Here is a 16,349-nt window from a genome sequence, read left to right on the forward strand (position 1 = left end):
AGTGGAGTCTCAGCCACCCATTTAATGACTGATACACCGCTATCGCGAGCAAGCTCGCTCCCACAATGGAGATCGGCGTATGACCAGGATTTCACCATTAGCCCGCCCCAAGGCATACTTGCGGCCCTCCGAGTTCCAGAACCCATCGCCCCATGCGTATCCACGTCAGTTTCATCGACCGAGTTGGCATCACCCAGGAAGTCCTGGCCTTGCTCGGTGGGCGCAATCTCAATCTGGATGCAGTGGAGATGGTGCCGCCCAACGTCTACATCGACGCCCCGACCCTCAGCCCGCAAGTACTCGACGAGTTGCGCGAGGCGCTGTTCAGCGTGCGCGGCGTGCAGGCGGTCACCGTGGTGGACATCCTGCCGGGCCAGCGTCGGCACTTGCAGCTCGACGCCTTGCTCGCGGCCATGACCGACCCGGTGCTGGCCCTGGACAGTGCCGGCAAGGTGCTGCTGGCCAACCCAGCGCTGATTGCCCTGTACGGGCGTGAACCGGCCGGGGAAAGCGTGGCCGAGCTGTTCGGTGACGAGGCCTTGCTGGACGCCTTGCTGGAGAACGGTTTTCGCTTGCCGCTGCGGGAAATCACCCTCAACGGCCAGACCTTGCTGCTGGACGCCACGCCCATCACCGATGCCGGCGCGCTGCTGACGCTGTATCAGCCGAACCGCATCGGCGAGCGCCTGTCGGCACTGCATCACGATCACGCCGAAGGTTTCGACGCGCTGCTGGGCGAATCCCCGGCGATCCGCACCCTCAAGGCCCGGGCCCAGCGGGTCGCGGCGCTGGATGCACCGCTGCTGATCCAGGGCGAAACAGGCACCGGCAAGGAACTGGTGGCCCGGGCGTGCCACGCCATCAGCGCCCGTCATGGCGCACCGTTCCTGGCCCTGAACTGCGCGGCATTGCCGGAGAACCTGGCGGAAAGCGAACTGTTCGGTTATGCCCCCGGCGCCTTCACCGGAGCGCAACGGGGTGGCAAGCCAGGGCTGATGGAGTTGGCGAACCAGGGCACGGTATTCCTCGATGAAATCGGCGAGATGTCGCCGTACCTGCAAGCCAAGCTGCTGCGCTTCCTGAACGATGGCAGCTTCCGCCGGGTGGGCGGCGACCGGGAGATCAAGGTCAACGTGCGGATCCTCAGCGCCACCCACCGCAACCTGGAGAAAATGGTCAGCGAGGGCTCGTTCCGCGAAGACCTGTTCTATCGCCTGAACGTGCTCAATGTCGAAGTCCCGCCGCTGCGGGAGCGCGGCCAGGACATCCTGCTGCTGGCGCGTTATTTCATGCAGCAGGCCTGCGCGCAGATCCAGCGCCCGGTCTGCCGCCTGGCCCCCGGCACTTACCCGGCCCTGCTGGGCAACCGCTGGCCGGGCAACGTGCGGCAATTGCAGAACGTGATCTTCCGCGCCGCGGCCATCTGCGAAAGCAGCCTGGTGGACATCGGCGACCTGGACATCGCCGGCACCTCCGTGGCGCGCCAGGGCGATGTGGAAGTCGAAAGCCTGGAACAGGCCGTGGAAAGCTTCGAGAGGCACCTGCTCGAAAGCCTCTACGTCAACTACCCCTCCACCCGCCAGCTCGCCAGCCGCCTGCAAACTTCCCACACCGCGATTGCCCATCGGTTGCGCAAGTATGGGATTTCCAACAAGCCATAAACCCGCCGCAATCCCCTTGTGGGAGCGAGCTTGCTCGCGATGACGGTAGCCCAGTCAGCCATAGGTTGGCTGACACACCGCTATCGCGAGCAAGCTCGCTCCCACAGGGGGTCTGTGTTGTGGTTGAGAATCGCGTTAAAAACGACCTCCACCTGTACTGAAAGCGCTACAGTGGAACGATATCGATACATTCATCGCTAAGCAGCGCTGCGCAAGGCTTTGATCCCACAACGATTTTTTCCAGCCTCCCAGCTGTAGCGATTTCGCTACAGCGAAGTCGATCCAAGCTTCGGCAAAACCAGTCAAACCATTGATATGTAAGCAATTATTAACATTGGCCGCATTCTTGCTATGGGTATTAGCATTCGGCCGGGCCAAGCCCCGCGCCTTTCTTCGCGTCCACCAGACGATTCTGGCCCCAGGAGTTTCCATGAGCGAGTTGCGTTTCACTGAAGATCACGAATGGCTGCGCACCGAAGCCGACGGCAGCGTCACCGTTGGCATTACCGCTTTCGCGCAAAACGCATTGGGTGACGTGGTTTTTGTGCAACTGCCTGAATTGCAGGCCTATGACAAAGGCGCCGAAGCCTCCACCGTGGAGTCGGTCAAGGCCGCCAGCGGTGTGTACATGCCCCTGGACGGTGAAGTGCTCGAAGTGAATGGCAACCTCGACAGCAGCCCGGAACTGGTCAACGAAGATCCGATGGGCGAAGGCTGGTTCTTCCGCTTTAAACCGACCGACGTCGACGCAGTGGCTAAGCTGTTGGATCAAGACGCCTACGATCGCCTGATCAAAGCCAACGCCCAAGCCTGAGGAGCGCCATATGACCGTTAATCTCGGCACCGCCAACGAATTCATCGCCCGCCACATCGGCCCGCGTGCCAGCGACGAGCAAGCCATGCTCGAGCGCCTGGGCTACGACTCCCTGGAAGCCCTGAGCGCCAGCGTCATCCCGGAAAGCATCAAGGGCACCAGCGTGCTGGACATGGGCGACGGCCAGAGCGAAGCCGATGCACTGGCCTCGATCAAGGCCATCGCCGCCAAGAACCAACTGTTCAAGACCTACATCGGCCAGGGCTACTACAACTGCCATACGCCGTCACCGATCCTGCGCAACCTGCTGGAAAACCCGGCCTGGTACACCGCCTACACCCCGTACCAGCCAGAAATCTCCCAGGGCCGTCTCGAAGCGCTGTTGAACTTTCAGACTTTGATCAGCGATCTTACCGGCCTGCCGATCGCCAACGCGTCCTTGCTCGACGAAGCCACCGCCGCCGCCGAAGCCATGACCTTCTGCAAGCGCCTGAGCAAGAACAAGGGCAGCAACGCGTTCTTCGCCTCCGTGCACAGCCACCCGCAAACCCTCGACGTGCTGCGCACCCGTGCCGAGCCCCTGGGCATCGACGTAGTGGTCGGCGATGAGCGCGAACTGAGCGACGTCAGCGGCTTCTTCGGCGCGCTGCTGCAATACCCGGCCAGCAACGGTGACCTGTTCGACTATCGCGAACTGACCGAACGCTTCCACACGGCCAACGCCCTGGTGGCCGTGGCTGCGGATCTGCTGGCCCTGACCCTGTTGACCCCGCCAGGTGAGTTTGGCGCCGACGTGGCCATCGGCAGCGCCCAGCGCTTCGGTGTGCCGCTGGGCTTCGGTGGCCCGCACGCGGCGTATTTCTCCACCAAGGACGCCTTCAAGCGCGACATGCCGGGCCGTCTGGTCGGCGTTTCCGTGGACCGTTTCGGCAAGCCGGCCCTGCGCCTGGCGATGCAGACCCGCGAGCAACACATCCGCCGCGAGAAAGCCACGAGCAACATCTGCACCGCCCAGGTGCTGCTGGCCAACATCGCCAGCATGTACGCCGTGTACCACGGTCCCAAGGGCCTGGTGCAAATTGCCAATCGCATCCATCACCTGACCGCGATCCTCGCCAAGGGCCTGGGCGCGCTAGGGCTGAGCGTCGAGCAAGAGAGCTTCTTCGACACCCTGACCCTGCGCACCGGCGCGCAAACCGCTGCCCTGCACGACAAGGCCCGCGCACAGCGCATCAACCTGCGTGTGGTGGACGCGCAACGCCTGGGCCTGTCCCTGGACGAGACCACCAGCCAGGCTGACGTCGAAGCCCTGTGGAAGCTGTTGGCCGACGGCAAGGCGCTGCCAGACTTCGCGGTACTGGCCGCCAGCGTGCAAAGCCGCATTCCGGCCGAGCTGGTGCGCCAATCGGCGATCCTCAGCCACCCAGTGTTCAACCGCTACCACTCCGAAACCGAACTGATGCGCTACCTGCGCAAGCTCGCCGACAAGGACCTGGCCCTGGATCGCACCATGATCCCGCTGGGTTCCTGCACCATGAAACTCAACGCCGCCAGCGAAATGATCCCGGTGACCTGGGCCGAGTTCGGCGCCCTGCACCCGTTCGCCCCGGCCGAACAGAGCGCTGGCTACCAGCAACTGACCGACGAGCTGGAGGCCATGCTCTGCGCCGCCACCGGCTATGACGCGGTGTCGCTGCAACCCAACGCCGGTTCCCAGGGCGAATACGCCGGCCTGCTGGCGATCCGTGCCTATCACCAGAGCCGTGGCGAAGACCGTCGCGACATCTGCCTGATCCCGTCCTCGGCCCACGGCACCAACCCGGCCACCGCCCACATGGCCGGCATGCGCGTGGTCGTGACCGCCTGCGATGCCCGCGGCAACGTCGACATCGAAGACCTGCGGGCCAAGGCCATCGAGCACCGCGAACACCTCGCCGCGCTGATGATCACCTACCCGTCCACCCACGGTGTATTCGAAGAAGGCATCCGCGAAATCTGCGGCATCATTCATGACAACGGCGGCCAGGTGTACATCGACGGCGCCAACATGAACGCCATGGTCGGCCTCTGCGCCCCAGGCAAGTTCGGCGGCGACGTGTCGCACCTGAACCTGCACAAGACCTTCTGCATTCCCCACGGCGGTGGCGGCCCGGGCGTCGGCCCGATTGGCGTCAAGTCCCACCTGGCACCGTTCCTGCCGGGCCACGCCAACATGGAACGCAAGGAAGGCGCGGTGTGCGCGGCGCCGTTCGGCAGCGCGAGCATCCTGCCGATCACCTGGATGTACATCCGCATGATGGGTGGCGCCGGCCTCAAGCGCGCTTCGCAACTGGCGATCCTCAACGCCAACTACATCGCCCGTCGCCTGGAAGAGCACTACCCCGTGCTCTACTCCGGCAGCAACGGCCTGGTGGCCCACGAATGCATCCTCGACCTGCGTCCACTCAAGGACAGCAGCGGCATCAGCGTCGATGACGTGGCCAAGCGCCTGATCGATTTCGGTTTCCACGCGCCGACCATGTCGTTCCCAGTGGCCGGCACACTGATGATCGAGCCGACCGAAAGCGAATCCAAGGAAGAGCTGGACCGTTTCTGCGACGCCATGATCTGCATCCGCGAAGAAATTCGCGCGGTGGAAAACGGCAGCCTGGACAAAGACGACAACCCACTGAAGAACGCCCCGCACACTGCGGCGGAAATCGTCGGTGAATGGACCCACCCTTACAGCCGCGAACAGGCGGTGTACCCGGTGGCGTCGTTGATCGAAGGCAAGTACTGGCCGCCTGTGGGCCGGGTCGACAACGTGTTCGGCGACCGCAACCTGGTCTGCGCCTGCCCGTCGATCGAAAGCTACGCTTGACCTGTGAGGGGGCGGGTTTGCTCGCCCCCACCAGACACGCCGCATCCCTTGTGAAAACACTTTCCCAGGGGAAACCACAGCCCCTGTGGGAGCGAGCTTGCTCGCGATAGCGGTGTGACAGCTGACAGAGATGTTGACTGACACTCCGCTATCGCGAGCAAGCTCGCTCCCACAAGGAACCTGTACCCGACTTCATAATCGTCGATCCTCATAAAAAGAAACCGGAGAAACACCATGTCGTTAAGCGTGTTCGACCTGTTCAAGATCGGTATCGGCCCTTCCAGCTCCCATACCGTCGGCCCGATGCGTGCCGCTGCCCGTTTCGCCGAGGGGCTGCGTCGCGATGACTTGCTCAATTGCACCACCAGCGTCAAGGTCGAGCTCTACGGCTCGCTCGGCGCCACCGGCAAGGGCCACGGCAGCGACAAGGCCGTGCTGCTGGGCCTGGAAGGCGAGCATCCCGACACCGTGGACACCGAAACCGTCGACGCCCGCCTCCAAGCGATCCGCAGCAGCGGTCGCCTGAACCTGCTCGGCGAACACTCCATCGAATTCAATGAAAAGCTGCACTTGGCGATGATCCGCAAGCCGTTGGCCTTTCACCCCAACGGCATGATCTTCCGCGCCTTCGATGCCGCAGGGCTGCAAGTGCGCAGCCGCGAGTACTATTCGGTCGGTGGCGGCTTTGTCGTCGATGAAGACGCGGCTGGCGCCGACCGCATCGTCGAAGATGCCACGCCCCTGACCTTCCCGTTCAAGAGCGCCAAGGACCTGCTGGGCCATTGCAGCACCTATGGCCTGTCCATCAGCCAGGTGATGCTGACCAACGAAAGCGCCTGGCGCCCCGAAGCCGAGACCCGTGCCGGCCTGCTGAAGATCTGGCAGGTGATGCAGGATTGCGTGGCGGCCGGCTGTCGCAACGAAGGGATTCTGCCAGGCGGGCTGAAGGTCAAGCGCCGCGCCGCGGCGTTGCACCGCCAGCTGTGCAAGAACCCCGAAGCCGCACTGCGTGATCCACTGTCAGTGCTGGACTGGGTCAACCTGTACGCCTTGGCGGTCAACGAAGAAAACGCCTATGGCGGCCGCGTCGTCACCGCGCCTACCAACGGGGCGGCGGGTATCGTCCCGGCCGTGCTGCATTACTACATGCGCTTTATCCCCGGGGCCAGCGAGGATGGCGTGGTGCGGTTCCTGCTGACCGCCGCCGCCATCGGCATCCTGTACAAGGAAAACGCCTCCATCTCCGGCGCCGAAGTCGGTTGCCAGGGGGAAGTGGGCGTGGCCTGTTCCATGGCCGCCGGCGCCCTCTGCGAAGTGCTCGGTGGTAGCGTGCAGCAAGTGGAAAACGCCGCCGAGATCGGCATGGAACACAACCTCGGCCTGACCTGCGACCCGATTGGCGGCCTGGTGCAGGTGCCATGCATCGAACGCAACGCCATGGGTTCGGTGAAGGCCATCAACGCGGTACGCATGGCCATGCGCGGCGACGGGCATCACTTCGTCTCCCTCGACAAAGTCATCCGCACCATGCGCCAGACCGGCGCCGACATGAAAAGCAAATACAAGGAGACCGCCCGCGGCGGTCTGGCGGTCAACATCATCGAATGCTGATGCGGCCTCACTTCCACATTTTTTCCAGGAGCTGATATGTCCACCGAACAACTGCTGAAGACCCCGCTGCACGCGCTGCACCTCGAACTCGGCGCCCGCATGGTGCCGTTCGCCGGCTACGACATGCCGGTGCAGTACCCACTGGGGGTGATGAAAGAACACCAGCACACCCGTGATCAGGCCGGGCTGTTCGACGTGTCCCATATGGGCCAGATCCGCCTGACCGGCGCAGGCGCCGCCAAGGCCCTGGAAACCCTGGTGCCGGTGGACATCATCGACCTGCCGGTGGGCATGCAGCGCTACGCCATGTTCACCAACGAGAACGGCGGCATCCTCGACGACCTGATGGTCGCCAACCTGGGCAATGACGAACTCTTCCTGGTGGTCAACGCGGCCTGCAAGGACCAGGACCTGGCCCACCTGCGGGCCCACATTGGCGCGCAGTGCAGCATCGAGCCACTGTTCGAAGCCCGCGCCCTGCTCGCCCTGCAAGGCCCGGCCGCCGTCGCCGTGCTCGCACGCCTGGCGCCGGACGTGGCGAAGATGACCTTCATGCAGTTCCAGCGCGTCACGCTGTTGGGCATGGACTGCTTTGTCAGCCGTTCGGGCTACACCGGTGAAGACGGTTTCGAAATCTCGGTACCCGCCGCCGATGCGGAAAAACTGGCCCGCGCCCTGCTGGCCGAGCCGGAAGTCGCGGCCATCGGCCTCGGCGCCCGTGACTCCCTGCGCCTGGAAGCCGGCCTGTGCCTCTACGGCCACGACATGAACACCGAGACCACGCCGATCGAAGCCAGCCTGTTGTGGGCGATTTCCAAAGTACGTCGTGCCGACGGCGCCCGCGCTGGCGGTTTCCCCGGCGCTGAAACCGTATTCGCCCAACAACAGGGCGGCGTGAAGCGCAAACGCGTCGGCCTGCTGCCCCAGGAACGCACACCAGTGCGCGAAGGCGCAGAGATCGTCAACGAAGCGGGCGAGATTATCGGTGCGGTGTGCAGCGGCGGTTTCGGCCCGACCCTGGGCGGTCCGTTGGCGATGGGTTACCTGGACAGCGCCTATGTCGCACTGGATACGCCAGTCTGGGCCATCGTGCGTGGGAAAAAGGTGCCTTTACTTGTAAGCAAAATGCCATTCGTCCCACAACGCTACTACCGCGGCTGATTGACTGTTTCTATAAGTAACGCGATTGCGTTATACGTGCACTAATGTGTAACGCAACCGCCATAAAAAGGTGCATATCTTTAGACATTGAACAACGCTTATAACGGTCGCAAACAATTGAACTAGCCTATCGAATAAGCTCCGCCCGGTGGTGTATGTAAATGCTTGCAAGCTGAGCAAATACGGGGCTTCCCCGGGGGGTTGTTTTTTCATTCGTAGTTGGCGTAGAGTTTGGTCACTGTGTTTGCATGGGTCGCTTGGAATCGTGACCTGGGCAGTAGCTTATGAAGTTCGCTACATCCCGTTCGACGTCTCTTACTTTCCTGCAACCCAGCCCCAGTACTCTTTCATGCGAAAGAGGCTGTCATCAATTTTAGCGTCAAAGGAAATAAGAAAATGTCTCAACGTCAGAGCGGTACCGTCAAGTGGTTCAACGACGAGAAGGGTTTTGGTTTTATCACGCCTGAAAGCGGTCCGGACCTGTTCGTGCATTTCCGCGCCATCCAGGGCAACGGCTTCAAGAGCCTGAAAGAAGGCCAGAAAGTCACTTTCGTTGCTGTGCAAGGCCAGAAAGGCATGCAGGCTGACGAGGTTCAAGCAGAAGCCTAAGGCTTTCGCACACTAAAAAGCCCCTGATTGATATCAGGGGCTTTTTTATGGGCGTAAATCCGTAAAATGGCTTCTTTTTTCGTCCGAGGCCGTCATGCCGAAACACCTGCTCACCCCCCAGGGCGACTTTCCTCCCGCCGGCCTGGGTCGTCGCCTGGCCGCGATGTTCTATGACTTCTTACTGTGCACCGCGCTGCTGATCGTCACCAGCGGCGCCTACAAGATGATCCAGATGGCGATCATCGGCGAAGAAAAAATGCGTGCCCTGACCGAAGCCGGCGCACTGGACGGTGACCCGCTGCTATCCACCGTGCTGCTGTTCGTGCTGTTCGGCTTCTTCGCCAAGTTCTGGACCCACAACGGCCAGACCCTGGGCATGCAGGTGTGGTGCATCCGCGTACAGAATGCCGATGGCACGGCCATCAGCCTATGGCAGGCGCTGTTGCGGTTCGTGGTATCGATTGCGTCATTGCTGCTGGTGGGGCTGGGCTTCATCTGGGTGCTGTTCGACAAGCGCAAGCGCAGCTGGCATGACATCTACTCGGATACGCAGTTGGTGCGGATTCCCAAGAAGACCAAGTAAGAACACCACGTCAGTGGGTTTGATCGTTCCCACGCTCTGCGTGGGAATGTAGCCCGGGACGCTCTGCGTCCCAAAAAGCCGAACGCGGAGCGTCCGCGGAGGCGTTCCCACGCAGAGCGTGGGAACGATCAACGTCTTGAAGCCTCAGCCTTCCAACAGTCAGGCATTGCCCGCCAGCTTCATCCGCGCCGCCTGGGTGAAGTCCAGCATGCGCTTGAGCGGGCGAATCGCCTGGGGGATCAGCGCCGGGTCGACGAAGATCTCGTTGGCACCCTCCTGCAAGCTCTTGAGCGTACGCTCCAGGGTATTCATCGCCATCCATGGGCAGTGTGCGCAACTGCGGCACGCCGCGCCGTTACCAGCGGTAGGGGCTTCGATGAAGACCTTGTCCGGGCACAGCTGCTGCATCTTGTAGAAAATGCCCCGGTCGGTGGCGACGATCAGCGTCTTGTTCGGCAGCGTCTGGGCCGCGGCGATCAATTGGCTGGTGGAGCCCACGGCATCCGCCAGTTCGATCACCGACGTCGGCGACTCCGGGTGCACCAGGATCGCAGCGTCCGGGTACAGCGCCTTCATGTCCTCCAACTGTTTGGACTTGAACTCTTCGTGGACGATGCAGGCACCGTCCCAGAGCAGCATGTCGGCGCCGGTCTTGCGCTGGATGTAAGTGCCAAGGTGCTTGTCCGGGCCCCAGATGATCGTCTCGCCGTTGTCCATCAGGCTCTCGACGATTTCCAGCGCGCAACTGGACGTCACCACCCAGTCGGCCCGGGCCTTCACTGCCGCCGAGGTGTTGGCATACACCACCACGGTGCGCTCCGGATGCTGGTCGCAGAACGCCGAGAACTCGTCCACCGGGCAGCCCAGGTCCAGGGAGCAGGTGGCTTCCAGGGTGGGCATCAGCACACGCTTTTCGGGGTTGAGGATCTTGGCGGTCTCGCCCATGAACTTGACCCCCGCCACCACCACGGTCTTGGCCGGGTGGGCATTGCCGAAGCGGGCCATTTCCAGGGAGTCGGACACGCAACCACCGGTCTCTTCGGCCAGGGCCTGGATGATCGGGTCGCAGTAGAAGTGCGCGACCAGCACCGCGTCCTGAGCCTTGAGCTCGGCGGCGATGGCGGCGCGGTACCAGGCCTCTTGCTCGGCGGTCAGCGGCTTGGGCTGCTTGGCGTCGAGGTGGGCCTGGACCAGAAGGCGTTCGGAAATTTGCGTCATGTTCGCAAGACCTGCAAGCGCGTTTAGCGCGAAAGTCGAGTATACACCCGGCTCCGGACCACTCGGGTACCGCCGGGAAAGTGGGTATCAATCAGGCACGGGACAGCGTGAAGCCGGCAAGGCTACAGAATATCCCGTCGATGCAAAAGATCATTCTGACCTGTACCCGACCCTGGAACCGGACGCGCGCCCCAGCAAGGGCAAGCTGACCGAAATGTAATCACCTGCCCGGCCGGCTTATGTCATCTTCTTTTCAAAGCGACACAGGGGGATTGCCCCCGTGTTCGCTGCGAATCGACTGACGGACTTCCATCGTATGCAAACAAAAACTTCCCGGCGAACCTTCGTAAAGGGCCTGACTGCCGGCGGCATCCTTGGCGGCCTGGGCTTGTGGCGCGCGCCTGTCTGGGCGGTCACCGGGCCGGGCCAGCCCAACGTCCTGAGCGGTACCGAGTTCGATCTGTTCATTGGCGAAAGCCCGGTCAACTTCACCGGCCACCCACGTACCGCCCAAACCATCAACGGCGGCATTCCCGGCCCGCTGCTGCGCTGGCGTGAAGGCGACACCGTGACCCTGCGGGTGCGCAATCGCTTGAAGGATACAACCTCCATCCACTGGCACGGCATCCTGCTGCCAGCCAACATGGACGGCGTTCCGGGGTTGAGTTTCAAGGGCATCGAACCCGACGGCATGTACGTGTATCAGTTCAAGGTCCGGCAAAACGGCACCTACTGGTACCACAGCCATTCCGGCTTCCAGGAACAATCCGGGGTCTACGGCCCGCTGGTGATCGACGCCAGGGAACCGGAGCCCTTCCAGTACGAACGGGACTACGTGGTGATGCTCACCGACTGGACCGATGAAGACCCCGGCAACATCCTTCGCAAGCTCAAGAAACAGTCGGACTACTACAACTACAACAAACGCACCGTCGGCGACTTCATTGACGATGTGGGCAAGAACGGCTGGGCCAGCACCGTGGCCGATCGCAAGATGTGGGCCGAGATGAAGATGAATCCCACTGACCTGGCCGATGTCAGTGGCGCCACCTACACCTACCTCATGAACGGCCAGGCGCCGGACATGAACTGGACCGGCCTGTTCAGGCCTGGCGAACGTCTTCGCCTGCGCTTTATCAACGGCTCGGCCATGAGCTATTTCGACGTGCGCATTCCCGGCTTGAAGATGACGGTGGTGGCGTCCGACGGCCAATACGTCAAACCGGTGAGTGTCGATGAGTTTCGGATCGCCGTGGCCGAAACCTATGACGTCATCGTCGAACCGACCCAAGAGGCCTACACCCTGTTCGCCCAGTCCATGGACCGCACCGGCTATGCCCGCGGCACTCTCGCGGCCAGGGCCGGGTTGTCGGCACCGGTACCGCCCCTGGACCCGCGGCCATTGGTGACCATGGACGACATGGGCATGGGTGGCATGGACCATGGCTCGATGCAGGGCATGGCGGGAATGGACGACAGCTCGATGCAAGGTATGGATCACAGCCAGATGCAGGGCATGGGCGACATGGCCGGTATGGATCACGGTGCCATGCAAGGCATGGACGGCATGCAGTCGCATCCCGACACCGAGAACGACAACCCCCTGGTGGACATGCAGGCCATGAGCGTCAAGCCCAGGCTCGACGACCCGGGCATGGGGCTGCGCGACAACGGCCGCAAAGTGCTGACCTACTCAGACCTGCGCAGCACCTTCCCCGACCCCGACGGCCGCGAGCCGGGCCGTACGATCGAGCTGCACCTGACCGGGCACATGGAGAAATTCGCCTGGTCGTTCAACGGCGTGAAATTTTCCGACGCCGCGCCGCTGCTGCTCAAGTACGGCGAGCGACTGCGCATCGTGCTGATCAACGACACCATGATGACCCACCCCATCCACCTGCACGGCATGTGGAGCGACCTGGAGGACGAGAACGGCCAGTTCATGGTGCGCAAGCACACCATCGACGTGCCACCGGGCGCCAAGCGTAGCTACCGCGTCACCGCCGATGCCCTCGGGCGCTGGGCGTACCACTGTCATCTGCTGTTTCACATGGAGATGGGGATGTTCCGTGAAGTTCGGGTGCAGGAATGAGGAGCCGACCATGACCAGTGTTTTTCAATACCCCATGGCACTCATTGCCAGCCTGACCCTCGGCGCCACCTCGGCCTGGGCGGCGGGCAACGACATGCAAGGCATGGATCACAGCCAGATGCCCGGAATGGACCATAGCCAGATGCAAGGCATGGACTCGATGCAGGGCATGGAACCCATGCAATCAGCGCCGACCAGCAGCCGCACGCCGATCCCGGAACTGACCGCCGCCGACCGCGCCGCCGTCTACGAGGATCATGGCGGACACGCGATGCACGACAGCGCTATCAATTCGTTTTTCCTCATCGACCAACTGGAGTGGCAAGACGCCGATGACGGCAGCGCCCTGAGCTGGGATGCCTCCGGCTGGATCGGTGGCGACATTGATCGTTTGTGGCTGCGCTCCGAAGGTGAACGCCTCAACGGCAAGACCGAAGAGGCGGAACTTCAGGCCCTGTGGGGCCACGCCATCAGTCCTTGGTGGGACGTGGTGGCCGGCGTACGCCAGGACTTCAAGCCGGGCGATGCGCAAACCTGGGCCGCCTTCGGCGTGCAAGGCATGGCGCTGTACAACTTCGAAGCCGAAGCCACCGCGTTCATCGGCGAAGGTGGCCAGAGCGCGGCGCGGCTGGAAGGCGACTACGACATCTTGCTGACCAATCGGTTGATCCTGCAGCCCACCGCCGAGGTCAACTTCTATGGCAAGAACGACCCCGCACGCGGCGTCGGCTCAGGGCTGTCGGACACCGAACTCGGCGTGCGGCTGCGTTATGAAATACTCCGCGAATTCGCCCCCTACATTGGCGTCACCTGGAATCGGGTCTACGGCAACACCGCCGACTACGCCCGTGAAGAAGGCGAAGACCGCAGCGAAGCCCGCCTGGTGTTGGGCGTGCGCATGTGGTTCTGAGCCACTGATCTGTTTCACTCAAAACTAAAAAACCGAGCTGTAGGAGTCCTTGCATGTCATTCATCAAAACCGCTGTTGTCGCTGTCGCCTTGTCCACCGGCCTGTTGCTCAGTGGCCTGGCCCAGGCCCACCCGAAACTGCTGTCCTCTACCCCTGCCGAAGGTGCAGACGGGGCGGCACCGGCAAAAATCGAACTGCACTTTTCCGAAAACCTGATGACCAAGTTTTCCGGCGCCAAGCTGATGATGACCGAGATGCCTGGTATGTCGGCGCATTCGCCAATGCCCATGCCCGCCAAGGTCTCCGGCAGCGATGACCCGAAAACCATGGTCATTGTCCCGAATGGCCCCCTCACCGCCGGCACCTATCAGGTCCAGTGGCGCGCGGTGTCGTCCGACACTCACCCGATCACCGGCAACGTCACGTTCAAGGTGAAGTGAGTTGATGAGCGACTCGATCAACATTGCCCTGCGTTTTGCCCTGTATTTGGATCTGATGTTGCTGTTCGGCCTGGCCGCGTTCGGGCTCTATAGCCTGCGAGGCCAGGAGCGGGTGTCAGGCGCGCAGTTGCCTTTCGCACCGCTGCTAGTAACTACGGCGGTGCTGGGCGGGTTGCTCTCCCTGGCCGCGATGACGTGCATGGTCTGGGCCATGAGCGGTGTTTCGGACTGGGCCGAACTGTGGCCGCACATTGAAATGATGGTGTTGGAGACTGACGTCGGTTCGAGTTGGACACTGCGGATAGCGGCGCTGCTGCTGGCCGGTGTCGCCGTGACGCTCAATAAACGTTGGCCGACCGCCAGCCTGGGCCTGGTCATGCTCGGCGGGACCGTGGCCTTGGCGACGCTGGCCTGGGCAGGCCACGGCGCCATGGACGAAGGCACACGCCGCAACTGGCACTTCATCACCGACTTCCTGCACCTGTGGGCGGCGGGTGGCTGGGTCGGGGCCTTGGCCGCGTTTGCCCTGCTGCTTCGCCAGGCCGAACCGCAGTTGGCGGTACTGGCCCGGACATTGACCGGGTTTGAAACCGCCGGGACGGTGATCGTGGCGGTCATCAGCGTGACGGGGGTAGTGAATTATCTGTTCATCGCCGGCCCAAGCGTCGAAGGATTGCTGGACAGCACCTACGGTCAGTTGCTGGCGCTCAAGCTCATCTTGTTCGCCGCCATGCTGGTATTCGCCGCGTTGAACCGCTTTCACCTGAGCCCACTGCTGGAGCAGGCTCGACAGACCGGCCAGCACAGGGTCGCGGTGAATGCCCTGCGGCGCAGCATGGTCCTGGAGTTCGCTGTGGCGGTGACCATCCTTGGGTTGGTGGCGTGGCTGGGGACGCTGAGCCCGACACCGGATTAAACCTTCCCCTCTGTGGGAGCGAGCTTGCTCGCGATGGCGGCAATACATCCACATCAATGTAAGCTGACCCACCGCTATCGCGAGCAAGCTCGCTCCCACAGGGATGGGCATCGAACATTTAATTCTCGGACAAGCGCCTGTAGCGCCATCGAATTTTTAAATACCTCTTTCCGATTTTCAATTTGCCCACAACGACTGCAGCCGGCCTAAATGCCCTTTTGTCCAGCAAAGGCGGCTCCATGGAAAACATTCGAACCTCAACCACCCACGCCATCTGGCTGATGGTCAGCATCGTCTTGGTGGCGCTGAACCTGCGGCCCTCGATGGCGGCGGTCGGGCCGTTGTTGTCGGCCATTCGCGGCGAGGTGCCCTTGAGTTTCAGTACCGCCTCGCTGCTGACCATGTTGCCCGTCATGGCGATGGGCCTGGCGATGTTCCTGGGCATGCGCATCGCCCTGCGCATCGGTGAACACCGCACCATCGTGCTGTCGCTGTTGATCATTGGCATCGCCACGGCCTCGCGCTTGTACCTGGACAGCGCCGCCGGGTTGATCGCCAGTGCGATCGTGGCCGGGCTCGGGATCGCCTTGATCCAGGCTGTAATGCCGGCACTGATCAAGTCGCGCTTCGCCGACAACGTCTCGCTGTTCATGGGTTTGTACGTCACCTCCATCATGGGCGGTGCGGCGATTGCCGCATCGTTTTCACCCTTTGTCCTGACGCAGACCGGCAGTTGGCGCGTCGGCCTGGCGATCTGGGCATTGTTGGCGCTGGTCGCCCTGGGCTGCTGGTACGCCCAGCGCTCGAACATCACGCCCTTGCCCGAAACAGCGTCCCGGCATCACGAAGCGTTTTCCAGCAACGCCCGGGCCTGGCTCCTGGCGATTTTCTTTGGCCTGGGCACCGCCTCCTACACCTGCGTGCTGGCCTGGCTGGCGCCGTACTACGTGGAAAAGGGCTGGAGCGAACAGCACGCTGGCCTGCTGCTAGGGTTCCTCACGGCAATGGAAGTGTTATCCGGCCTGGTCACTCCGGCGATTGCCAACCGCAGCCGGGATAAACGCCTGGTCCTGACCGTCCTGCTGGCCCTGATCATCGGCGGCTTCTGCGGCCTGATCCTCAGTCCGGAACGCTTCAGCCTGCTCTGGGCCTGCCTGCTGGGGCTGGGTATCGGCGGCCTGTTCCCCATGAGCCTGATCGTATCCCTCGACCACCTGGACAACCCACGCCGGGCCGGTGGCCTTACCGCGTTCGTGCAGGGTGTCGGCTATCTCATCGCCGGCCTCTCGCCATTGATTGCCGGGATGATCCGCGACCAATTGGGGAGTTTTGAGTGGGCCTGGTGGTCGCTCACGGCGGTCATGGCGTTGATGATGGTGATGGTATTGCGCCTGGACCCGAAACATTACGGACAGCACATCCGCTGAATTGCCAGTAGGAGGACTTGATAGGTTGAAGATCTAGCGGGTGCGAC

The 16,349-nt window shown here is 62.5% G+C and carries 13 protein-coding genes; 12 read left to right on the plus strand and 1 reads right to left on the minus strand.

Annotated elements, in window-relative coordinates; translation table 11 throughout:
- Positions 1-152: 152 nt before the first annotated feature.
- From LOY50_RS22200 to LOY50_RS22230, 7 genes are all read left to right on the plus strand, one after another.
- On the plus strand, positions 153-1,661 hold the full coding sequence (locus LOY50_RS22200) for a sigma-54-dependent transcriptional regulator (RefSeq protein ID WP_258689200.1): 1,509 nt from the start codon (positions 153-155) through the stop codon (positions 1,659-1,661).
- Between the two features lie 430 nt (positions 1,662-2,091).
- Positions 2,092-2,475, plus strand: coding sequence for a glycine cleavage system protein GcvH (gcvH, locus tag LOY50_RS22205; RefSeq protein ID WP_253477547.1), 384 nt, complete (start codon positions 2,092-2,094; stop codon positions 2,473-2,475).
- Between the two features lie 10 nt (positions 2,476-2,485).
- Positions 2,486-5,335 carry an aminomethyl-transferring glycine dehydrogenase gene (gcvP, locus tag LOY50_RS22210; RefSeq protein ID WP_258689201.1) on the plus strand — a complete coding sequence of 950 codons (2,850 nt, stop codon included), beginning with the start codon at positions 2,486-2,488 and terminating at the stop codon, positions 5,333-5,335.
- Positions 5,336-5,569: 234 nt separating this feature from the next.
- Positions 5,570-6,946, plus strand: a complete 1,377-nt coding sequence (locus LOY50_RS22215) for an L-serine ammonia-lyase (RefSeq protein ID WP_018614215.1) — start codon at positions 5,570-5,572, stop codon at positions 6,944-6,946.
- 36 nt (positions 6,947-6,982) lie between these two features.
- A complete protein-coding gene (gene gcvT / locus LOY50_RS22220; RefSeq protein WP_258689202.1) occupies positions 6,983-8,107 on the plus strand; it encodes a glycine cleavage system aminomethyltransferase GcvT in 1,125 nt (374 codons plus the stop codon).
- A 396-nt stretch (positions 8,108-8,503) separates the two neighbouring features.
- Positions 8,504-8,716: a cold-shock protein gene (locus LOY50_RS22225; protein ID WP_003175786.1), complete on the plus strand. Its 213-nt coding sequence runs from the start codon at positions 8,504-8,506 to the stop codon at positions 8,714-8,716.
- 94 nt (positions 8,717-8,810) lie between these two features.
- On the plus strand, positions 8,811-9,299 hold the full coding sequence (locus LOY50_RS22230; protein ID WP_212799240.1) for an RDD family protein: 489 nt from the start codon (positions 8,811-8,813) through the stop codon (positions 9,297-9,299).
- A 159-nt stretch (positions 9,300-9,458) separates the two neighbouring features.
- Here the strand turns inward: LOY50_RS22230 and nadA are convergent, their stop codons facing one another.
- The gene (gene nadA / locus LOY50_RS22235) at positions 9,459-10,517 is read right to left on the minus strand and encodes a quinolinate synthase NadA (RefSeq protein WP_003205010.1); all 1,059 of its coding nucleotides are present in this window, start codon (positions 10,515-10,517) and stop codon (positions 9,459-9,461) included.
- Positions 10,518-10,833: 316 nt separating this feature from the next.
- Between nadA and LOY50_RS22240 the strand changes: the two genes are divergently transcribed.
- The 5 genes from LOY50_RS22240 (at position 10,834) to LOY50_RS22260 (ending at position 16,302) form a co-directional block, all read left to right on the plus strand.
- Positions 10,834-12,609: a copper resistance system multicopper oxidase gene (locus LOY50_RS22240; RefSeq protein WP_258689205.1), complete on the plus strand. Its 1,776-nt coding sequence runs from the start codon at positions 10,834-10,836 to the stop codon at positions 12,607-12,609.
- A gap of 10 nt (positions 12,610-12,619) precedes the next feature.
- The gene (locus LOY50_RS22245) at positions 12,620-13,519 is read left to right on the plus strand and encodes a copper resistance protein B (protein WP_258689206.1); all 900 of its coding nucleotides are present in this window, start codon (positions 12,620-12,622) and stop codon (positions 13,517-13,519) included.
- 53 nt (positions 13,520-13,572) lie between these two features.
- Complete coding sequence (copC, locus tag LOY50_RS22250) at positions 13,573-13,959, plus strand: copper homeostasis periplasmic binding protein CopC (RefSeq protein WP_258689207.1); 387 nt, start codon at positions 13,573-13,575, stop codon at positions 13,957-13,959.
- Positions 13,960-13,963: 4 nt separating this feature from the next.
- Positions 13,964-14,875 carry a copper homeostasis membrane protein CopD gene (gene copD / locus LOY50_RS22255; protein WP_258689208.1) on the plus strand — a complete coding sequence of 304 codons (912 nt, stop codon included), beginning with the start codon at positions 13,964-13,966 and terminating at the stop codon, positions 14,873-14,875.
- Positions 14,876-15,114: 239 nt separating this feature from the next.
- Positions 15,115-16,302: a cyanate transporter gene (locus tag LOY50_RS22260; RefSeq protein ID WP_214509421.1), complete on the plus strand. Its 1,188-nt coding sequence runs from the start codon at positions 15,115-15,117 to the stop codon at positions 16,300-16,302.
- Positions 16,303-16,349: the final 47 nt, after the last annotated feature.

The organism is Pseudomonas sp. B21-010 (assembly GCF_024749325.1).
Taxonomy (GTDB): domain Bacteria; phylum Pseudomonadota; class Gammaproteobacteria; order Pseudomonadales; family Pseudomonadaceae; genus Aquipseudomonas; species Aquipseudomonas kilonensis.